This is a genomic window from Thalassovita autumnalis, from assembly GCF_001458255.1.
Classification (GTDB): Bacteria; Pseudomonadota; Alphaproteobacteria; order Rhodobacterales; family Rhodobacteraceae; genus Thalassobius; species Thalassobius autumnalis.
Genome location: NZ_CYSB01000027.1, coordinates 107,058 through 127,383, shown reverse-complemented (window position 1 = coordinate 127,383; position 20,326 = coordinate 107,058). Strand labels below are relative to the sequence as shown.

The following is a 20,326-nucleotide window of genomic DNA, read 5'->3' as shown; positions in this document are numbered from 1 at the left end:
TTTTTTTGATTCTCAAATTAAATCGGGTTACAGATTTTTCATTCGGTTGCAGAAGGTCTGCAAACACCTGTAAACAAGGCGCTAATCAGAGGGAGGGCTGGGGCGTGCCACAGATAGACAGACCGTCACACACGGGCGAGCTGCGCGAAAGCGGCCGGCAACAGGTGTTAGAAACGATCCGGGCCCAGGGGGCGATCGCGCGAATTGATATCGCCCGCGAAACCGGGATGAGCCCGGCCACCGTCACCGCCATCTCAGCCGAGCTGTTGGAGGCCGGCCTGATCCGCGAGGTTCAGCCAGAGGCAAAACCCACCACCGGCAAACGCGGCCGGCCACGTGTGTCCCTGGCTCTGCGCGGTGACGCCCATAAAATTGCCGGGATCAAGGTGGCCCATTCCTCCATCACAGTGCTGGTCATCGATTTCGAAGGCAATGAGCTGGTTGATCACGATATGCCGCTGGTTCAGGCCCGGATGGAGCCGGAGCAGCTGTGCAACGCTATCGTCACCGCACTGGAGCAATGCTGCCGCAAGGGGAGCATTGGCCTCGCAGATATTTCGGGGCTTTGTGTCGGTATGGCTGGTCTGGTCGATGCCACGCGCAACTTTGTCTATTGGTCCTCCTCCCTGACCAGCCGCAACGTGGATATGGGCGCCCATCTGGGCCAGCACCTGAACTGCGCCATCTTTGTTGAAAACGACGCCAATCTTGTGGCCAAGGCAGAACACCTCTTTGGCAAGGGGCGCGATGTCAGCGACTTTATCGTCATCACCATTGAACATGGTGTCGGCATGGGTGTGGTCATCGATGATGAGATTTACCGCGGCACCCGTGGCTGCGGCGCCGAGTTTGGCCACACCAAGGTGCAACTCTCTGGTGCGCTGTGCCAATGTGGGCAGCGCGGCTGCCTGGAGGCCTATGTGGGGGACTATGCCCTACTGCGTGAGGCGCGGCTGCTCAGCGATGAGGCCACCCCACAAAGCATTGGTCAATTGTCCGCAGCGGCACGTGAAGGCGATGCGCTGGCGGGATCCATCCTAGAACGTGCAGGGCGCATGTTCGCCATGGGATTAGCTAATATTATCAATATTTTTGATCCCGAACTTATCATCGTTTCAGGCACCCATTCCAGTATGGATTACCTGCTGACCCCACAGGTGATCGAAGAGATGCGGCAATCGGTGGTGCAGGTCGATGCGCCATTGCCAGAGGTGGTGCAACACAGCTGGGGGCAGCTGATGTGGGCGAAAGGCGCAGCCGCCTATGCGGTCGAGAAAGTGAGTGCGCAATGCGTACGGAGGTTGGTGCTGGATGCGGTATGATGTGACGGTTCTGGCGTTCTGCCTTGGGACAACGGCGCTGGCGCAGGACAGCTTGCCCAATTTCACCCCCCGCACCTTGCCCGCACATCAATATACCGGCGGCTGGGAACATTTCGTTGGCGGCGGCCTGGCGGTTTTTGACTGCGATGGGGACCAGTTGCCAGACCTCTATGCGGCCGGTGGCAGCAGCCCGGCGCAGCTGATGCGCAACCAGACAGGAGCGGATGGCATCCTGGAATTTGCCGCTGAAACGCCTGAGGCGCTGGCCCTCACCGGTGTCATCGGCGCCTACCCGCTGGATATCGACAGTGACGGCCTGCCTGACCTGATGGTGCTGCGCGATGGCCCGGATCAGATCCTTCGGGGACTGGGGAATTGCCAGTTTGAACCCTTTGACGGCCTTGGTTTTGATGGCGGCGGCAGCTGGTCCACCGCCTTTTCCGCCACATGGGAGGCCGGCCAATCCCTGCCGACCCTGGCGATTGGCACCTATGTGGACCGCAGCGATCCCGCCGGGCCGTTTGGCACCTGCGACGCCACCCTGCTCTACCGACCTGACGGCAATAGCTACGGGCCCGCACAGCGGCTGGAGCCGGGGTTCTGCGCCCTGTCGATGCTGTTTTCGGACTGGTCCCGCAGCGGTCGCGCCGACCTCAGGGTCTCCAACGACAGGCACTATTACCTGCGCGGCGGGCAGGAACAGATGTGGGCGATGGAGGCCACACCGCGCCTTTATTCGGCTGAGGACGGCTGGCGCCCCTATCACCTCTGGGGCATGGGCATTGCCAGCCGGGATCTGACCGGCGACGGTTACGCGGATGTCATGCTGACCTCCATGGGGGATCAGAAGCTGCAGTATTTTGACGGCGATGGCGCCCGCCCCTCCTACAAAGACGCCACATATGAACGCGGCACCACCGCGCATCGGCCCTATACGGGCGGCGATGGTCGCCCCTCAACCGGCTGGCACGCCGCCTTTGGGGATGTGAACAACGATGGTTTGGATGATCTTTTCATTGCCAAGGGCAATGTCGAACAGATGCCCGTCGCTGCGATGGAAGATCCCAATAACCTGCTGCTGCAGCAAAGCGATGGCCGGTTTGTCGAGGTTGGCGATCAGGTTGGGGTCGCCGGTCTGGCCCGCAGCCGGGGTGCGGCACTGGTGGATCTGAACCGGGACGGCGCGCTGGATCTGGCGGTGGTCAACCGCCGCGCCAAGATGGAGCTCTATCAAAACGCCAGCGCAAACAGCTATCTCAGCATCGACCTGCAACGGGACGGGGCCAACCGCGATGCCATTGGCGCCCATGTGGAGCTGCGCGCAGAGGCCAAATCCTGGGTTCAGGAACGCACCATCGGCGGCGGTCATGCCGGCGGCGCGCTGAGCCCGCTGCATTTTGGCCTGGGCGATTTGGACCGGGTGGAGCTGCGGGTGATTTGGCCGGATCAAACCGCCTCCAACTGGGTGGAGGTGACAACCCGGCAGGCCTTGGTGCTGAGCGGCGGCGAAACCCTGACGGTCACGCCGCGCTAAGCGCCTCTAGCGATCTACGGGCAATCCACTAGGCACGGTTTCGGGCACCCCCATGCGCCCCTGCCGCCAGCCGTCATCACTCAGCGCGCCCAGAAAGCTGAGGATCGCAGCAACCTCGTCATTCGACAGGTCCACCGGCGCCAGTTCATTTGCCTCAACGATCGCGGCCAGCTCAGCCTCATCACGCAGAATGCGCTGATCGTCTACGCCGTCCATTGCCGCCAGCACCGCCTGCGCGGGATCATATCCCATCAACCCTGCCACCGGATCCAAGTGGTGACGCACCACAGCCTCCAGCGTGGCGTAGGAACCGGCATGACCATAGGGCCCAGTGTCCGTGATGTTGCGCAGGGAGGGCGTGCGAAAGCGGTAGGCGTCCTCAGCCGCGCCTGTGACGCGCATGCGTCCCTCATCCCGGGCGTGGGTTTCAAATCGCGCCGCCTTGCCGGGGCCGATCTGCGGCATCGCGATAGCATGAAACCCATGATCGGTTTGAAACCACCCGGCATGGCAGGATCCACATCCCGCCTTGCCGTAAAATAGATCCATGCCCTGCTGCGCCGCTGCGCTCAACGGGGCCTCGCCGCGCATGTAGCGGTCAAAGGCACTGTCATCGGCGCGCCACTCCACCCGGATGAAATCGGCCAGAACGTCTGAGATATCGGTGAAGCTGACCGCCGCGCCCTGCCCCAGAACGGTATCAAAACGGCTGCGGTATTCTGGCACCGCCACCACCCGGGCCGCGATTTTGTCCCAAGCGCCGCCGGGCAGCGACAGGTGGCCCAATCGTACGGATTGAGACACATCGTTTTCCGAATAATGCCCGGCCATCTCATCCCCAGAGAGGACCGGGAACATCGCCTGCGCCGACAGGACCGAGTCAAACCCCGACAGCATTTCCTGCCCCAAGGGCGTGCGCATGCCATCGGGATGGTCGCTGTCCGCTTCCAGCCGGCCATCATGGAACATCACGCTAAACTCTTCCGCCCCCAGATTGAACAGCGCAGGCGCGTTGCGGGGGATCCGTTGTTCCGGCGGGTTGCTGGCATCAACCTTGCGATCCGGGCCCAGACCGATGCCGCCTTCGCCCAGCCCCAATGACAGACCGTCCGAAGTGCCGAAACGCGGGTGGTGACAGGTGGCACAACTGACATTGCGATTGCCCGATAAGATCGGATCGTAAAACAACAAGTGCCCCAGTTCGGCGCGCGCGGGATCCACCGCGCGGAACACCGGGGGTGGCCCCAAATCGGGCCTCACCTCAGGTGCAGCCGTGGCCGCACCCGCCATCAGAAAAAGGGCCGTCAGCACCCTCACGCCACAGCGCCTTTGATCGCGGGGTACAGCGCCCGGTAGGTCTGATAGCGCGCCTCATATTGGTCCCGCAGGTCGCTGCGGGGGGGGATCACCTCGGCCACCTCGGGCGGGGTCATCAGTAGATCCACCGCGCCCTGCCCGTCCGCTGCCATTGCCAGCCGCGCTGCGCCAAGTGCCGCGCCAAATTCACCCGCTTTGGGCAGGTGCATTGGCAGATCCAGCACCGTGGCCAGGGTTTCCACCCAGAACCGCGATCGGTTGCCGCCGCCGATGGCCAGTACCTGTTTAAGATCCGCGCCGGTGGCTTTCAACGCCTCCAGACTGTCGCGCATGGCAAAGGCAACGCCTTCCATAACGGCTTGGGTCAGTTGCGCATTGTCGCTGGCGATATCCAGCCCGACAAAGGCACCACGAATGGCGCTGTCGTTATGCGGTGTCCTCTCACCCGATAGATAGGGCAAGAAGGTGACGCCAGCGGGGCCGGTGATTTCATCCGGCAGCACATTTGCCAGCTCCCCCGGGCTCTGCCCCAGGCGGCCCGACAGCCAGTTCAGGCAATCGGTCGCCGCCAGGCTGACCCCCATCTGATACCAGCGCCCCGGCACCGCATGGCAGAAGCTATGAACCGCCGTTTCAGGCATTGGCGCAAAGCGATCACGCGCCGCTAGCAACACGCCTGAGGTTCCGAGAGAGACAAAACCCTGCCCTTCGCTGAGGCAGCCAACACCGCAGGCGGCAACCGCATTGTCCCCGCCGCCGCCGGCAACAACCACCGAATGATCCAGCCCCCAATCGGCCTGCAGACTGCTGCGCAGGTCCCCCGATGCCTCAGACCCCTCAACAAGGTCGGGCATCTGATCGCGCCGCATGTGGCCTGCCTGCAGCAATGTGTCAGACCAGTCCCGTACCCCCACATCCAACCATGAGGTGCCCGCCGCATCCGACATGTCGCCAACATAGCCCCCTGTCAGCCACAGCCGCAGGTAATCTTTGGGCAGCAACACCTTGTGAATGCGCGCAAAAACCTCTGGCTCATGCTGTTCCAGCCAGAGCAGTTTGGGGGCGGTGAACCCCGGAAAAACGATATTGCCCGACAGCGCGCGCACCGGGTCGGTGGCATCCAGCGCCGCAGCCTCAACATGGGGGCGGGTGTCATTCCACAGGATCGCCGGGCGCAGCACATCACCGGCCGCATCGACCAGAACCGCGCCATGCATCTGACCGCTGAGGCCAATGCCGCGCAACGCGGGCCATTCAGCAGGAAAAGCCTGGCGCAGGCTTTCGACGCAACGCTCAGCGGCTGTGACCCAATCTTCGGGCCGTTGTTCGGACCAACCGGGGTGGGGATGCGACACGAGATAATCGGCCTCCGCCGAGCCAACCACCCTGCCCGATGCCTCAACCAGCAGCGCGCGCAGACCAGATGTGCCCAAATCCAATCCCAGATACATATTCCCCCCTATGTCCCGCGGAACATTTATTTTAACTCTCAAAATTAAACAATATCGGAGCCGGGCCGTCAACGGGTCAGATCGTTGGGCCACATATGAAAACAGCGCCTGCCAGATGGCAGACGCTGCAAAACATCATTCCAGAAAGGCGTTCAGCCGAACCAATTCATATCCATCAATCGGCGGCTGCCACAGCGGGTGGTCATGGTCATCTGCCGTTTGACCGGCAAGGTGGGCGCGTAGAACTCCACCTTGCGGTAGCGGGGAGCAAATTCGACCGTCACGCGGTTGCGTTCCTGTGTGCGCAGCTGCGCCCGCCCCCCGGCGAATGAGGCATAATGGCCAGTGTTCAGATCCCGCACCACAAAGACAAAGTCGCGAAACTCACAGCGGTTGTCCAGCTCAATGGTGGCCACAATCGTTTTGCGTTCGGGCCAGAACACATCGCCGATTTCATACCAGAAATGGTTGACGCAAAGGGCGGTAACGGCAGCTGTCACCAGCACCCCAGCAGTTTTACCAGACATTCTATTGCTCCGTGCACATCAATGGCAGGCCGGTGCTTCCCTTCCCCCAGGGCGCACAAGTCTCAGGAACAGTAACGGCAGGTCAGGCCGCTGTCTGAGCGAATAGTTGTCGATTTTTGTGGATAAGTTCGCCTTCACGTTGCGTCAGACAAACCGCGGGCGATGGAAACCGGGGCGCCGGAAAAGCGCCCCGGATCAGAGACTTACTTGTTGAAGATCTTGGACAGGACCAGATAGGCCGCGCCCGCAACAAACAGACCTACGAACCAGGCGTAAGTGTAGATGGTTGCAAAGAAATCAGAGGTGCCCGAGCTGAGGCCAACACCCACCAGGAAGCCCGGAAGGTTCGGCAGGATACCAATAATCAGCGCGCCAACGCCGGCCCAGTTGGTGCCGCCCGAACCCGAGTAGATGCCATCTGATTTGAACAGATCCGCCACTTTCAGGTTGGTTTTGCGCAGCAGGTAGTAATCCGCCAGCATGATGCCCGCGATCGGACCTAGCAGCGCCGAATAGGCCAGCAGCCAGCCCACGATGTGGTTGACCAGGATCCAGGGGAACATCACCAGACCAATGCCTGCGGTGATGTAGCCACCCCGTTTCAGGTTGATCTTGCTGGGCGCCAGGTTTGCGAAACCATGTGCCGGGGCCACAACGTTTGCCGCCAGGTTGGTGGTCAGGGTTGCAACGATCAGTGCAATCAGGGCAACGATGATCGAGGCACCGCCCATTTTCTCAGCCAGGGCAATCGGATCCCAAATCGCTTCGCCATAGATCACCACGGTGGCCGAGGTCACGGCAGAGGCGATGAAGGCAAACAGCGCCATCGGGATCGGCAGGCCCACCAGCTGACCCACGAACTGGTCTTTCTGGCTTTTGGCGTGACGGGTGAAGTCAGGGATGTTCAGCGCCAGCGTCGCCCAGAACCCGATCATGCCGGTCAGGCTTGGCCAGAAGACGACCCAGAACTCGCCTTCTTTTTCGCCACCTTCATCAAAGGCACTGGGGGTCGACAGCATTTCGCCGAAACCGCCGGCTTTGTTGTAGGCCCAGTAGAGCAGCGCCAGCCCCATCGCCAGCAGGAACGGTGCGGCATAGGTTTCCAGCCAACGGATCGACTCGGTACCGTTTTTGATGAAGTAGACATGCAGCAGCCAGAAGGCCACGAAGCAGACAAATTCACCAGCCGAAATGCCGAGGATCGGCAGCGGATCACTGGCCAGCGCGCCACCGGTCAGGGTGTTCAGGATCACAAAGATCGCCGAACCGCCAACCCAGGTCTGAATGCCGAACCAGCCACAGGCCACGATACCACGCGCCACAGCGGGGATCTTGGCGCCAGCCGGACCAAAGGACGACCGCAGCAGAACCGGGAAGGGAATGCCGTATTTGGTGCCAGCGTGACCCACCAGAACCATCGGGATCAGAACGATCGCGTTGGCCAGCAGGATGGTCATGACGGCCTGATCCCAGCTCATGCCGGACCCAATCAGGTAAGAGGCCAGCAGGTAGGTTGGGATACAGACCACCATGCCGACCCAGAGGGCCGCGATGGAGACCCAGCTCCAGGTGCGTTCGTTGGCGGTGGTGGGCAGCTGGTCCTCATTGTAGAGGGCCGGGTCCAGCCCCGCCAGATCCGGGCGCGCCCCGGTGTTAGAAGTTGCATCAGCCATATGTGGTATACCTCCCTCGCATTGGCGTGTTTCTTTTTTTGTGTCCCGCCTGCCCGCGTCCCCCGCGGCCAGACGGCAAGAGGCCCCCGGTTGAACCGAGGGCCAATTCTTTAGGCGCAGGCCGGCATGTTTTCGGGCTTGCGCATCACCTGACGGGGTGCGGTCAGCGCCTTCCATTTCGACAAGGCCTTGTTCACCTCAGGGTAAGCGTCGCGTTTCACGAACTGGCCATGGCCCGGGGTGGCGCACACGGTGCCGTCGTCCACCGCGACCACACCGCGGCTGAGCGTATAACGCGGAAGGCCGGTGACTTCACGCCCTTCAAACACATTATATTCAACCACCGACTGCTGCGTCGCAGGCGAGATGGTTTTGGACTTTTTCGGGTCCCAAACCACCAGATCCGCATCCGACCCTTCCACAATCGCGCCTTTGCGCGGGTAGATGTTGAGGATCTTGGCGATATTGGTGGAGGTCGCGGCGACAAATTCGTTTGGCGTCAGGCGACCTGTGTTCACACCTTCGGTCCACAGAACCGGCATCCGGTCTTCTAGACCACCGGTGCCGTTGGGGATCTTGGTGAAGTCATCAATGCCGAATCGCTTCTGATCCACAGTGAAGGCGCAGTGATCGGTGGCCACCACTTGCAGGCTGCCTGCCTGCAGACCAGCCCAGAGGCTGTCCTGATGCGATTTATCGCGGAACGGCGGCGACATGACGCGCTGTGCGGCATGATCCCAGTTCGGATTACGATATTCGCTTTCGTCCAGCACCAGATGCTGGATCAGCGGCTCACCATAGACGCGCATGCCTTTCTGACGGGCCCGGCGGATCGCCTCATGCGCCTGTTCACAGCTGGTATGCACCACATAGAGCGGCACGCCCGCCATATCGGCGATCATGATCGCGCGGTTGGTGGCCTCACCTTCCACCTCTGGCGGGCGCGACATGCCGTGGCCTTCGGGCCCAGTCAGCCCCTGCGCCAGCAGTTTTTCCTGCATGGTGGCAACCACATCGCCGTTTTCCGCATGCACCATCGGCAGCGCGCCAATCGCGGCGCAGCGCTGGAATGAGGCGAACAGCTCATCATCTTCAACCATCAGAGCACCTTTGTAGGCCATGAAGTGTTTGAAAGAGTTGATGCCGCGCTTCACGACCTCTTCCATTTCTTCAAAGACCTGTTCGCTCCACCAGGTGACAGCCATATGGTAGGAATAATCCGCACAGGCGCGCTGTGATTTGGCTTCCCAGGCGGCCAGCGCCTCCAGCATCGATTGGCCGGGGCTGGGCAGGCAGAAATCGACAACCATGGTGGTGCCGCCCGCCAGACCGGCGCGGGTGCCACTTTCGAAATCATCCGCCGAATGGGTGCCCATGAAGGGCATTTCCAGATGCACATGCGGGTCAATCCCGCCCGGCATCACGTAGCAACCTTCGGCGTCCAGCAGCTTATCGCCCTGAAGATCCGTACCGATCTGCACGATCTTGCCGCCCTCGATGGCCACATCCGCGCTATAGCTGCGGTCGGCGGCCACAATGGTTCCGCCTTTGATAACTGTCCGTTCACTCATCGCTCTTACTCCTCAACCACTTCGGCGTATTCCAGCACGGCATGCAGCAGCACATCGCAGCCGGCGGTGGCCCACTCGCGGCTAATGTCTTCATCTTCATTGTGGCTCAGCCCGTCGACACAGGGGCACATCACCATGGCGGTCGGCGCCACTTTGTTCACCCAGCAGGCATCATGACCGGCGCCCGAGATGATGTTGCGGTGCGAATAGCCCAGACGTTCGGCCGCGGACCGCACGGCGGTGACACAGCCTTCGTCAAAGGTGACCGGATCGAAATGGCCGACCTGTTCGATCTCCAGACCCAGTTCCAGTTCCTCTGCGATCTTGGCGGCACCTTCACGCAGGCGCTGTTCCATATCGGTTTGGGTGTCAAAGCTGGGCGAGCGGAAGTCGATGGTGAAGACCACCTTGCCCGGCACGATATTGCGCGAGTTCGGGTAGTAGTCGCAGTGGCCAACAGCGCCAACAGCATCGGGCTGGTGGCTCATGGCGATCTGATGCACCAGATCAGTGATCCGCGCCGCGCCCAGACCGGCGTTTTTACGCATCGGCATCGGGGTCGAACCGGTGTGCGCCTCCTGACCGGTCAGGGTGACCTGCAGCCAGTTCAGACCCTGACCGTGGGTGACCACGCCAATGTCTTTGCTTTCCGCTTCCAAAATGGGGCCCTGTTCGATGTGCAGCTCAAACATCGCATGCATCTTGCGCTGGCCAACGGGCTCATCCCCTTTGTAGCCAATGCGCGCCAGCTCTTCGCCGAACTTTTTGCCTTCGGCATCTTCGCGGTCATAGGCCCAGTCCTGCGTGTGCACGCCAGCAAAAACGCCCGAGGCCAGCATCGCCGGGGCAAAGCGGGTGCCCTCTTCGTTGGTCCAGTTGACCACAACGATGGGACGGCGGGTCTTGATGCCCTGATCGCGGATCGAACGGACCACTTCCAGACCGGCCAGAACGCCTAGAACACCATCGTATTTGCCGCCCGTGGGCTGGGTGTCCAGATGGCTGCCCATCATCACCGGATCCAGATCCGGATCGGTGCCTTCGAGGCGGGCAAACATATTGCCCATGCTGTCGACGCTAACGCTCATGCCAGCGGCTTCGCACCAGCCCTTGAACAAATCGCGGCCTTCTTTGTCCTCATCGGTCAGGGTTTGGCGGTTACAGCCACCGCGCAGGCCGGGGCCCTTCAGGGCCATTTCCATCAGGCTGTCCCAGAGACGGCTGCCGTCAATCCGGGCGTTGCTTTGAAGATCTTTCATGTTTGCTCCCTTCTGGTGGTCCTCCCCGGCGGGAGAGGCTCACATGTTCCGGCCCGAAGGCCACAGCTGGACAGGGCCCACCCACACGGGGACCCAAGCGACGCAGCGAACCGCGCCGGTGAAATGTCATGATGCGTTGACGCCGCTGCCGCGAAGGACAGCACGGGCCCGATGAGGAAGACACACACCTGCCTAGCCCACACCCGAAGGTGCAGAACAGCAAAGGGATCCGCCCCCGGATCCCATCAAATTGCAGGCGTAGACCTCCCCGGTAACGCGTTGGACGGACTGTTTCTATTTTTTATCATTCAGTCAATAATTTTCTTTCAACAAACATCAAACCCGTATTTTCACCTTGCTTTAGATGATGAAAAATTGGTCGATTTGAAAAAATTTGACCTTTCGATCAAATTTATATTTGACAGACTGCTCAACAATTCGCAGCTTCAGCCGCAGGAGGACGCCATGACAGAAACCGTAATCAGCACCGGTGCAATCTGCGCCGAGACAGGCGATCTACAGACCCTGATGTCACATGCCCGCGCCATTCGCGATCAGCAGTGGGGCCGCACCGTGACCTATTCGCGCAAGGCCTTTGTGCCGCTGACGAACATGTGTCGGGACACCTGTGGCTATTGCACTTTTGTCAAACACCCCTCCTCACCCGAGGCCAATATCATGACGCCCGAACAGGTGCTGGCCACAGCCAAACGCGGCGAACGTGAGGGCTGCAAGGAACTGCTGTTCAGCCTCGGCGAGAAGCCTGAACTGCGTTATGAGGCCGCCCGCGCAGCCCTTGCGCAACTGGGCTATGAACGGCTGACCGATTACCTGGCCGACATGTGTGCACTGGTGCTGCGGGAAACCACGCTGTTGCCGCATGTGAACGCCGGCACGCTGACCGATGATGAAATAGACGTGCTGCGCCCGGTGGCCGCCTCCATGGGGATGATGCTGGAAACCATCAGCCGGCGCCTGACCCGCAAAGGCCAGCCGCATTACGCCTGCCCAGACAAAGTACCGCTGCAACGGTTGCGCACCCTGGAACGCGCAGGTGAAAAACACGTGCCCTTCACCACCGGCCTGCTGATCGGCATCGGCGAAAGCTTTGCCGAACGGCTGGAGGCGTTGGAGGCAATCAACGCCGCCCACGCCCGGCACGGCCACATCCAAGAGGTGATCATCCAGAACTTCCAGCGCAAGCCGGATATTGAGATGGCCAACCACCCCGAGCCAAGCCTTGAGGATATGCTGCGGACCATCGCGGCCGCGCGGATCATCCTGTCGCCTGACATCAGCCTGCAGGCCCCGCCGAATCTCTCCGCCCGCCACCCCGCCTATCTGGATGCGGGCATCAACGACTGGGGCGGCATTTCGCCAGTGACCATCGATTTCATCAACCCGCAGCATGAATGGCCTGAGATCCGGTCGCTGTCGCAATCCTGTGCGGACGCCGGGTTTGAGCTGCGCGAACGGTTGACCGTCTACCCCCGTTACCTTGGCGCAGACAGCACATTTGTCAGCCCCGATCTCCTCGCCCGTGCCTCCGACATGGCTGAGGCCAGCGGCCTTGCCCGCCAGCAACAACATCTGGGAGAACTCGCATGACCCTGCCCCACGCCCAGCCCGCGCTTGATTTGGAAACCTGTTTGAACGCCGCCTCGCCTGAGGTGGCCGCGATCCTGCGCAAACCGCTCACCGGCGCGGAGGTCAGCGAAGCTGAGGCCGCGCGTCTGTTCGCCGCCACCGACAATGACGTGCCGGCGATCTACGCCACCGCCGATCAGCTGCGCCGGGAGGTGAGCGGCGATCAGGTCACCTTTGTGGTCAACCGCAACATCAACTTCACCAACATCTGCTACATGGGCTGCCGGTTCTGTGGCTTTGCCAAACGGGTCGAGGACACCGGCGCCGAATGGCTGAGCCCGGAACAGGTTGTGGCCCGCGCCCAGGAAGCCTGGGATCGCGGCGGCACCGAGGTCTGCATTCAGGGGGGCCTGCACCCCAAAATGCCCGGCGATTACTACAAGACCCTGCTGAAGGCGATCAAAGCCGCCCTGCCCGACATGCACATCCATGCCTTTTCTCCGTTTGAGATCTGGTATGGCGCGGCCCGGACCAAGATGTCCTATCACGACTTCCTACGTGATCTGAAAGAGGCCGGTCTGGACAGCATGCCCGGCACTGCGGCCGAGATTTTGGACACCGAAGTGCGCCTGCAGCTGACCAAAAACAAACTCAGCGCCGAAAAATGGGTGGAGATCATCCGCGCTGCGCATGAGGTCGGCATCCCGACCACCGCCACTATTATGTACGGCCATATCGACGGGCCTGAACATTGGGCGGCCCATATCGGCCTGCTGCGGGAGATCCAGAAAGACACCGGCGGTTTCACCGAATTGGTGCCGCTGTCCTTCGTGCACACGGAATCACCGCTCTGGGCGCAGAACCCCGACAAGGTGCGCCCCGGCCCCACCGCGCTGGAGGTCGACCTGATGCATGCGGTCTCACGCATCATGCTGCACGGTTGGATCGACAATATTCAGGTCAGCTGGACCAAGCTGGGCGCCAAACGGGCGCAGGAGATGCTGAACCGCGGCGTCAACGATCTGGGCGGCACCCTGATGAACGAAAGCATTTCACGTTCTGCCGGGTCAGACCACGGGCAGGAAATCACCGCCAAAGAATTGGTTCAGATGATCCGCTCCGCCGGTCGTGTGCCCGCGCGGCGCAACACGGTCTATGGCATCCGCGATGTCTATATCGATCACGATCCCGAAGACATCGCACCCTTGGTGGAACGCAAGGCGGATCAGAACCCCCTCGCCTTCCTTGAAATGTTCCCGGAGCCCGCTGTCGACACCACCGTCACCCCCCATGTGGAGGCCGCAGAATGAACACCCCGATGAAAGTGACCCTGCTGGCTGGTGGTGTGGGCGGTGCCAAAATGGCCGAAGGTCTGGCCGCCCTGCCCGACGTGGATCTCAGCATCATTGGCAATGTCGCGGATGATGATGCCTTTCACGGCCTCTGGGTGTCGCCCGATATTGACACGCTGACCTATAGCCTTGCCGATGTGATCGACCGCACCCAGGGCTGGGGGGTCGCAGACGAAGGCCACCGGGCGCTGCAAACCCTGTCAAAACTGGGGGCGGAGACCTGGATGACCCTGGGCGACCGTGATTTCGGTCTGCATATCCACCGCACCATGCGCCGCGCCAAAGGCGATCGCCCCAGCGATATCGCCCGTGATGTGGCCAACGCCTTTGGCGTCAAACCACAAATCCTGCTGCCCACTGACGATGTGGTGCAGACACGGGTGCGCACCGATGACGGCTGGTTGAGCTTTCAGGAATATTTCGTCCGCGAACGCTGTGCCCCTGAGGTGCGCGAACTGGCCGTTCACGGCCTGAGCGACGCGCGCCCCACGCCCGAGGCCTTGGAGGCCATCGCCGGTGCAGACCTGATTGTTGTGGCGCCGTCCAACCCGCTGGTATCCATCGCGCCGATCCTTGACGTGCCCGGTATCCGCGCCGCGGTGAGTGATGCAGCGGCGCTGAAGGTGGCGGTCAGCCCCTTCATCGGGGGCAAAGTGGTCAAAGGCCCGGCTGATAAAATGATGAAGGCGCTTGGCGAACGCCCCGATGCCCTGGGTGTGGCGCGCCGCTATGCCAGCATTATTGACGCCCTGATGATTGATCGGGTGGATGCACCGCTGGGGGCGGAGATCCGCGCCGAAGGCTTGGACATCCTCAGCTCGGCCACCCTGATGAAAAGCCGCGATGACAAGGCCCGCCTCGCCAGTGAAATCGTCGACTACGCCCGCGCCCAACAGCTTGAGACACGCATCGCCTCATGACCCAAACAACATTTCAATCCCGCCGCTTGGTGGTGATCCCGATGAAGGATCCCGCGCAGGCCAAAACCCGGCTGGCCGACAGTCTGGCACCAGAGGAACGCGCCGCGCTGGCCCGGACCCTGTTCCGCGCAACCGTGGAACGGGTGCAAACCGCCATTGCTGAACTGGCTGGGGACCCGGTGGAGGTCGAAATCGCCACAGTGACCAGCAGCCCCGAGATTGCGCGCATCGCCTCGGAACTGCAGATCCACCTGATCAACGAGGGCCGCTGCAACAGCCTGAACGCGGCGCTGACCCATGCGGGGGGCTGGGCCACGGCAAAGGGCTATGATGCGCTCTGCGTTTTGCCCGGCGATCTGGCTGATCCGACCCCTGCGGATCTGGCCCGGCTGCTGTGCCACCCGTTGCAGGACACGCGTACCACCGCGCAGGCGGTGCTGTGCCCGGCCAGTGATCTGGGCACCAACGCGCTGCTGACCCCGCTGCCCTGTCCCTTTGACTTTGCCTATGGGGTGAAATCGGTGATCGCCCATTCAAACGCGATTGAGGCGGCTGGCCTCACCCCCGTTATCCTGCCCTTGGCCAGTCTGCGCATCGACGTCGATCGTCAGAGCGACCTCAGCCATCTGAAATCCCCCAATCTTTACTGGGCCGGAGGCCTGCCACAATGAGCCTATCCGTTTCCCTGACCGCTGTGCCAGGCATTCCCGACGTGCAAAACGGTGACGACCTGGCGCGGATCCTTGGGGATGCGCTGGTCGCCGCAGATCTGACGCCGCAGGCCGGTGACATTCTGGTCATCGCGCAGAAAGTCTTTTCCAAGGCCGAAGGCTGTATCATCCCGCTCTCCACCGTTCAGCCCTCACTTGAGGCGCTGAAATACGCCGAAAAGCTGAACAAAGACGCCCGCAAGGTTGAGGTTGTGCTACGGGAAAGCAGCCGCGTTGTCCGATCGTTCAAGCGCCCCGATCAGAACGAAGGCACAATGATCTGTGAACACCGGCTTGGCTTCATCTCAGCCAATGCGGCGGTGGATGAATCCAACTTCGGCGAAGAAGACGCCGCGATGGTTCTGCCAAAGGACCCCGATGCCAGCTGCACCGTGCTGCGCGCCGCGCTCTCTGCCCGGTTTGGCATCGAAATTGGCGTTGTGATGACCGACACCTTTGGCCGCCCCTGGCGGCTGGGTCAGGTCAACGTGGCGATAGGCCTGTCCAAAGTGCCCGCCACCATCCGCGAACAGGGCAATGTAGATGCCTGGGGCCGCCCGCTGGCGGTCACGGAACCTGCGCTTTGTGACGAAATTGCCGCCGCCTCGGGCCTTGTGGTTCGCAAGGACGGCAAAACACCTGCGGTGCTGCTGCGCGGCCTTGACTGGCAACCGGAAAACAGCAGCGGAGCCGACATTCTACGTAAAAAACAGGAGGATATGTTCCGATGACCATTGCCATTCTTGGCGGCACCGGCCCACAGGGCCAGGGGCTTGCATTGCGTTTTGCCCGTGCAGGCGTACCCGTAGTTCTGGGCGGCCGTGACGGCGGCCGCGCTGCTGCCATTGCAGAAGAGCTGATGCAGAAACTGCCCGCAGGCAGCGCCGCAATCACCGGTCTGGACAACGAAGGCGCCACCGATGCTGCCGAGGAGATGGTGGTGCTTGCGGTGCCGTTTTCGGCCCATAACGCCACTTTGGAAGCGCTGAAATCGCGTCTGGTCGGCAAGATCCTGGTCGACATCGTGGTGCCGCTGAAAGAGGGCGATCCAAAAAAGGTCGACATGCCGCCAGAAGGCTCCGCCACTGAGGCCGCGCAGGCGATCCTGGGCGATGAGATCCCGGTCGTGGGCGCGCTGCACAATGTCTCGGCGGTCACGCTGAACAACCTGGACTGGGACATCAACTGCGACATCCTGATCTGCGGCAACTCACTGCCGGCCCGTAAGACCGTGATGGATCTGGTGCGTAAACTGGATGTCACCCCCTACAACGCCGGTGACGCCGAAGCGGCGCGCTGCATTGAGGCCATCACCCCCATTCTGATCCGTCAGAACATTTCCAAACAAGTGCCCTTCAGCCATGCGGGGATCCGCATCTGGGCACCCGACCACTGATTCCAACGAGGGAGAATAACAATGGAATTTGGCATTTGCTTCAAAGGCTTCGTCGAACCCGAGCGCGCCCGCGCGCTGGTGCGTCAGGCCGAAAACGCCGGCTTTACATACTGCTGGTTCTACGACAGCCACATCCTGTGGCGTGAAAGCTTCGTGGCGATGGCCATGTGCATGGAACACACGAAAACCATGCGTTTTGGCCCACTGGTCACCAACCCCAACTCGCGCGAATGGTCGGTTGCGGCCTCGCTCTTCGGCTCGCTGGCCAAACAGTCGGGCGGTCGCTTTGACATCGGCCTTGGCCGGGGTGACAGCGCCGTGCGCGTGATGGGCAAGAAACCTTCGACCATCAAACGCATGGAAGAGTTCACCCATGTCGTCAAAGACCTGATCCGCGGTGAAGAAGTACAATACGGCGAGTGCCCCGAGCCGGTGAAATTCCCCTGGGCCGAAGGCTATGAGCTGCCGGTCTGGATCGGTGCCTATGGCCCGAAAGCGCTGGCCTCGGCTGGCCGCGTTGGCGACGGGGTTGTGCTGCAGATCGCAGAGCCCGCAATCATCAAATGGCTGGCAGATCAGGCCAAAGCCGGTGGCGAAGCCGAAGGCCGTGACATGTCCAACTACCGTGTGATGGCAGCCGCTCCGGCGCACACCGGTCCGATCGAAGAAGGCATCGAGAAAACCAAGTGGTTCCCGGCGATGGTAGGCAACCACGTTGCTGATATCGTTGAGAAATACGGTGCTGACACCGATGAGGTTCCCTCCAGCCTGACCAGCTATATCGAGAACCGCAAAGGCTATGACTACTCCAAGCACGGCCAGAGCGATAACCCCTACCTCGACTTCATCACCGAAGACATCGTCAAGAGCTTCTGTGTGCTGGGCACCCCTGAGGAGCACATCACCAAGATCCGCGAACTGGAAGCCGCCGGCACCACCCAGTTCAACATCTACCTCGACAGCGGCGACGAAGAGAAAATCATCGCCGACTACGCCGAGACCGTTATCCCCGCCTTCCGCGGCGGGGCCTCTTCCTGATCCTCATCCCCGTAGGATCAGCCACTGGGGGGCGGGCGCTGCTCGCCCCCTTTTTCGCCACAAGGCTGCGCCGAGCTTCAAAATTCCCCCACACATGTCAATTTTCCGCAGGCGGGCGCTAGCCATGTCCGCTCTGGTGTGCAATAGGGGCTGAAACAGTGCAACCAAGTGGCGGGTTTGATGGCACGCAGGGCAGCGACGAAACCGATGACGCGTATTCAGCGTCAGAAAACCGAACAGATCCTGACCGCAGCCCTTGAGGTTTTTGCAATCCACGGATCCTCCGGCGCCTCGATCAACATCATCGCCAAAACCGCCGGGCTGACCACGCCCAACATCTTGTATTACTTCGAAAGCAAAGACGCGATCCGACAGGAACTGCTGTCACGCACGTTGCAGCTGTGGATGGCCCCGCTGAGCCTGGTCAACCCCAACGGGGAACCGATCGAAGAGATCTGTACCTACATCAAGCGCAAGCTGGAAATTTCGCAGAACTTTCCAAAGGACAGCAAGTTTTTCGCCAATGAAATCCTGTCCGGCTTGCCACACTCCCGGGATGAGCTGTTTGGCCCGCTGAAAGACCTCTACACCTCAAAGATCCTGCTGCTGGAGGATTGGATGGCCGACGGCAAGATCGCCAAGGTTGATCCCCATCATCTGCTGTTTTCGATCTGGGCCACCACCCAGCATTACGCCGATTTCGATGCCCAGATCGAGGAACTGGCCCCCGCCGCACCTGCAGATCGCTTTGCCGAGGCGGAGGCGTTTTTGATGCAGATGTATCGGAAATTGCTGGCGGTCTAAGCGCGGGCCACACGACCCGCGCACATCTTTTTTTGGCGCGGTGCAACAGGCTTTAACCCTGCCCGCCTGCCAGGATCTGCTCCAGCGGATCATGTTCCGCAACCCAATGGCCCGGCCCCACGGCGTTCAATTCGGGCACATAGGTCAGATCCCCTTTGGCCAGACGGCTGGGCAGGAACCGCAGCGCCGCCTTGGGATCCAGCGGGGACGGCAGTTCGCCGGGGATGGTGATCCGCTGGCGGTTCCGCTCTACCTCAGGGTCCGGGATCGGCACGGCCGAGATCAGCGCCTGCGTGTAGGGATGCAGTGGCGCGGAACAGATGGTTTCGCCATCCGCCAGCTCCACAATGCGGCCCAGATACAGCACCATGATCCGGTTCGAGATCGAGCGCACCACCGACAGATCATGGCTGATGAACATCATCGACATGCCAAATTCGGCCTGCAACTCCTTGAGGAGCGTCAGGATCTGCGCCTGAATGGACACATCCAAAGCCGATACCGCCTCATCACAGATCACCAGCCGGGGCCGGTTGATCATGGCACGGGCGATCCCCACCCGCTGGTTCTGCCCACCTGACAGCTCATGCGGATAGCGGTTGATCATCCGATGGTCGAGGCCGACCCGCTCCATCATTTCCTCAACCTTTTTGACCCGCTCCGGCCCGGTCAGTTGCGGCTGGAAGGTGCGCAGCGGCTCCTGGATGGAGGCCGAGATGGTCATGCGCGGATCAAGGCTGGCCAGCGGATCCTGAAACACGATCTGCAGATCCTTGCGGTGTTTGGTCAGCGCCCGTTTGTTCAGCCCGTTCAACGGCGCACCCAGCCAGGACACGCCACCGCCCGTGGGCGGGATCAGTTGCAGAACCGCGCGGGCCAAGGTAGATTTACCGCAGCCGGATTCCCCAACGATGCCAAGGGTTTCACCCTCCGCCAGTGTGAAGCTTACGCCGTTCACCGCCTTCAACGGGGTTGGTTTGGCAAACAGGCCACGGCTGGTTTTGATGTCAAACTCCACCCGCAGGTCATCCACGTCCAACAGGGTGTTCACCCGATCGCCCATGCCCTCAGGCGCATCCACCGCATCGATGCGCGGCATCGCTGACAGCAGTTTCTGGGTGTATTCGTGTTTGGGGTTGGCAAAGATCTGATCCACCGGCCCGCTTTCCACAAACGCCCCAAGGCGCATCACCTCAATCCGGTCACACATCCGCGCCACCACGCCCATGTCATGGGTGATCAGGGCAATTGCGGTGCCGTGGTTCAGCTGCAGATCATGCATCAGGTCCAGGATTTCCGCCTGCACCGTCACATCCAGCGCCGTTGTCGGTTCATCCGCGATCAACAGTTTCGGATCACACAGCATCGCCATCGCGATCATCACCCGCTGACGCATCCCGCCTGACAGTTCGTGGGGGTATTGTTTCAGTCGGCGCGCGGCCTCGGGGATCCGCACCCGGTTCAGCCAATCAAGGCAATGCTGCCGCGCGGCGGCGCCGCTCATGCCTTTGTGGACCTTCAGCACCTCCACCATCTGATCCCCGACCGTCAGATGGGGGGTCAGCGCGGTCAGCGAATCCTGAAAGATCATGCCGATCCGGTCCCCCCGGATCTGGTTCAGCTTGGCCGTCGGCAAGTTCAGGATTTCCTGCCCGTCAAACTGCACTGAACCCGTGGCCTGTCCATTTGGCGGCAACAGGCCCATCGCGGCCATGAAGCTTTGGCTTTTGCCAGACCCACTTTCGCCGACGATGCCCAGACACTCGCCCGCCTTGATTTCAAAGCTGACGCCTTTGACCGCCTGCACCACCCCATCGGGGGTGTCGAAACCGACCTTCAGGTCTTTAACAGAAAGCACAGTCATC

The 20,326-nt window shown here is 61.3% G+C and carries 17 protein-coding genes; 10 read left to right on the top strand and 7 right to left on the bottom strand.

All coding sequences use genetic code 11. The features are described from left to right. Nucleotides 1–104: 104 nt before the first annotated feature. Complete coding sequence (locus TL5118_RS09680; protein ID WP_058242866.1) at nt 105–1,322, top strand: ROK family transcriptional regulator; 1,218 nt, start codon at nt 105–107, stop codon at nt 1,320–1,322. Then, nucleotides 1,312–2,856, top strand: coding sequence for a CRTAC1 family protein (locus TL5118_RS09675; RefSeq protein WP_058242865.1), 1,545 nt, complete (start codon nt 1,312–1,314; stop codon nt 2,854–2,856). The genes TL5118_RS09680 and TL5118_RS09675 overlap by 11 nt, the downstream gene beginning before the upstream one ends. Nucleotides 2,857–2,862: 6 nt before the next feature. On the opposite strand, the gene TL5118_RS09670 is transcribed toward TL5118_RS09675, so the two are convergent. The 6 genes from TL5118_RS09670 to TL5118_RS09645 form a co-directional block, all read right to left on the bottom strand. Further along, complete coding sequence (locus TL5118_RS09670) at nt 2,863–4,146, bottom strand: cytochrome-c peroxidase (RefSeq protein ID WP_058242898.1); 1,284 nt, start codon at nt 4,144–4,146, stop codon at nt 2,863–2,865. 23 nt (nt 4,147–4,169) lie between these two features. Continuing rightward, complete coding sequence (gene xylB / locus TL5118_RS09665; RefSeq protein ID WP_058242864.1) at nt 4,170–5,624, bottom strand: xylulokinase; 1,455 nt, start codon at nt 5,622–5,624, stop codon at nt 4,170–4,172. Between the two features lie 152 nt (nt 5,625–5,776). Next, nucleotides 5,777–6,151, bottom strand: a complete 375-nt coding sequence (locus tag TL5118_RS09660) for a hypothetical protein (RefSeq protein ID WP_058242863.1) — start codon at nt 6,149–6,151, stop codon at nt 5,777–5,779. A gap of 203 nt (nt 6,152–6,354) precedes the next feature. Beyond that, entirely contained in the window at nt 6,355–7,824 is a 1,470-nt protein-coding gene (locus TL5118_RS09655) for an NCS1 family nucleobase:cation symporter-1 (RefSeq protein ID WP_058242862.1), read from the bottom strand. A 110-nt stretch (nt 7,825–7,934) separates the two neighbouring features. After that, nucleotides 7,935–9,395 carry a dihydropyrimidinase gene (gene hydA, locus TL5118_RS09650; protein WP_058242861.1) on the bottom strand — a complete coding sequence of 487 codons (1,461 nt, stop codon included), beginning with the start codon at nt 9,393–9,395 and terminating at the stop codon, nt 7,935–7,937. A 5-nt stretch (nt 9,396–9,400) separates the two neighbouring features. Beyond that, nucleotides 9,401–10,654: a Zn-dependent hydrolase gene (locus TL5118_RS09645; RefSeq protein WP_058242860.1), complete on the bottom strand. Its 1,254-nt coding sequence runs from the start codon at nt 10,652–10,654 to the stop codon at nt 9,401–9,403. A 465-nt stretch (nt 10,655–11,119) separates the two neighbouring features. On the opposite strand from TL5118_RS09645, the gene cofG reads away from it, so the two are divergent. The 8 genes from cofG (at nt 11,120) to TL5118_RS09605 (ending at nt 18,461) form a co-directional block, all read left to right on the top strand. Then, the gene (gene cofG / locus TL5118_RS09640) at nt 11,120–12,262 is read left to right on the top strand and encodes a 7,8-didemethyl-8-hydroxy-5-deazariboflavin synthase CofG (protein ID WP_058242897.1); all 1,143 of its coding nucleotides are present in this window, start codon (nt 11,120–11,122) and stop codon (nt 12,260–12,262) included. Next, nucleotides 12,259–13,551 (top strand): 5-amino-6-(D-ribitylamino)uracil--L-tyrosine 4-hydroxyphenyl transferase CofH, encoded by a 1,293-nt coding sequence (gene cofH / locus TL5118_RS09635; RefSeq protein WP_058242859.1) that lies wholly within the window; start codon nt 12,259–12,261, stop codon nt 13,549–13,551. Before cofG ends, cofH begins: the two co-directional genes overlap by 4 nt. Beyond that, nucleotides 13,548–14,513 (top strand): 2-phospho-L-lactate transferase, encoded by a 966-nt coding sequence (cofD, locus tag TL5118_RS09630; protein WP_058242858.1) that lies wholly within the window; start codon nt 13,548–13,550, stop codon nt 14,511–14,513. The genes cofH and cofD overlap by 4 nt, the downstream gene beginning before the upstream one ends. Continuing rightward, entirely contained in the window at nt 14,510–15,184 is a 675-nt protein-coding gene (cofC, locus tag TL5118_RS09625; RefSeq protein ID WP_058242857.1) for a 2-phospho-L-lactate guanylyltransferase, read from the top strand. The genes cofD and cofC overlap by 4 nt, the downstream gene beginning before the upstream one ends. Beyond that, the gene (gene cofE / locus TL5118_RS09620; protein ID WP_058242856.1) at nt 15,181–15,954 is read left to right on the top strand and encodes a coenzyme F420-0:L-glutamate ligase; all 774 of its coding nucleotides are present in this window, start codon (nt 15,181–15,183) and stop codon (nt 15,952–15,954) included. Before cofC ends, cofE begins: the two co-directional genes overlap by 4 nt. Beyond that, nucleotides 15,951–16,619: an NADPH-dependent F420 reductase gene (npdG, locus tag TL5118_RS09615; protein WP_058242855.1), complete on the top strand. Its 669-nt coding sequence runs from the start codon at nt 15,951–15,953 to the stop codon at nt 16,617–16,619. Before cofE ends, npdG begins: the two co-directional genes overlap by 4 nt. A gap of 21 nt (nt 16,620–16,640) precedes the next feature. Next, nucleotides 16,641–17,657 (top strand): TIGR03842 family LLM class F420-dependent oxidoreductase, encoded by a 1,017-nt coding sequence (locus TL5118_RS09610; protein WP_058242854.1) that lies wholly within the window; start codon nt 16,641–16,643, stop codon nt 17,655–17,657. A gap of 180 nt (nt 17,658–17,837) precedes the next feature. Further along, nucleotides 17,838–18,461, top strand: a complete 624-nt coding sequence (locus tag TL5118_RS09605; protein ID WP_058242853.1) for a TetR family transcriptional regulator C-terminal domain-containing protein — start codon at nt 17,838–17,840, stop codon at nt 18,459–18,461. Nucleotides 18,462–18,513: 52 nt separating this feature from the next. Here the strand turns inward: TL5118_RS09605 and TL5118_RS09600 are convergent, their stop codons facing one another. Beyond that, the gene (locus TL5118_RS09600) at nt 18,514–20,325 is read right to left on the bottom strand and encodes an ABC transporter ATP-binding protein (protein WP_058242852.1); all 1,812 of its coding nucleotides are present in this window, start codon (nt 20,323–20,325) and stop codon (nt 18,514–18,516) included. Nucleotide 20,326 lies beyond the last annotated feature (1 nt).

Excerpts from the sequence above, each read along its gene's own strand:
- TL5118_RS09675 (WP_058242865.1), top strand. The coding sequence starts at position 1,312 with ATGCGGTATGATGTGACGGTTCTGGCGTTCTGCCTTGGGACAACGGCG.
- TL5118_RS09670 (WP_058242898.1), bottom strand. The coding sequence starts at position 4,146 with ATGGCGGGTGCGGCCACGGCTGCACCTGAGGTGAGGCCCGATTTGGGG.
- xylB (WP_058242864.1), bottom strand. The coding sequence starts at position 5,624 with ATGTATCTGGGATTGGATTTGGGCACATCTGGTCTGCGCGCGCTGCTG.
- TL5118_RS09660 (WP_058242863.1), bottom strand. The coding sequence starts at position 6,151 with ATGTCTGGTAAAACTGCTGGGGTGCTGGTGACAGCTGCCGTTACCGCC.
- TL5118_RS09655 (WP_058242862.1), bottom strand. The coding sequence starts at position 7,824 with ATGGCTGATGCAACTTCTAACACCGGGGCGCGCCCGGATCTGGCGGGG.
- hydA (WP_058242861.1), bottom strand. The coding sequence starts at position 9,395 with ATGAGTGAACGGACAGTTATCAAAGGCGGAACCATTGTGGCCGCCGAC.
- TL5118_RS09645 (WP_058242860.1), bottom strand. The coding sequence starts at position 10,654 with ATGAAAGATCTTCAAAGCAACGCCCGGATTGACGGCAGCCGTCTCTGG.
- cofG (WP_058242897.1), top strand. The coding sequence starts at position 11,120 with ATGACAGAAACCGTAATCAGCACCGGTGCAATCTGCGCCGAGACAGGC.
- cofH (WP_058242859.1), top strand. The coding sequence starts at position 12,259 with ATGACCCTGCCCCACGCCCAGCCCGCGCTTGATTTGGAAACCTGTTTG.
- cofD (WP_058242858.1), top strand. The coding sequence starts at position 13,548 with ATGAACACCCCGATGAAAGTGACCCTGCTGGCTGGTGGTGTGGGCGGT.
- cofC (WP_058242857.1), top strand. The coding sequence starts at position 14,510 with ATGACCCAAACAACATTTCAATCCCGCCGCTTGGTGGTGATCCCGATG.
- cofE (WP_058242856.1), top strand. The coding sequence starts at position 15,181 with ATGAGCCTATCCGTTTCCCTGACCGCTGTGCCAGGCATTCCCGACGTG.
- npdG (WP_058242855.1), top strand. The coding sequence starts at position 15,951 with ATGACCATTGCCATTCTTGGCGGCACCGGCCCACAGGGCCAGGGGCTT.
- TL5118_RS09610 (WP_058242854.1), top strand. The coding sequence starts at position 16,641 with ATGGAATTTGGCATTTGCTTCAAAGGCTTCGTCGAACCCGAGCGCGCC.
- TL5118_RS09605 (WP_058242853.1), top strand. The coding sequence starts at position 17,838 with ATGGCACGCAGGGCAGCGACGAAACCGATGACGCGTATTCAGCGTCAG.
- TL5118_RS09600 (WP_058242852.1), bottom strand. The coding sequence starts at position 20,325 with ATGACTGTGCTTTCTGTTAAAGACCTGAAGGTCGGTTTCGACACCCCC.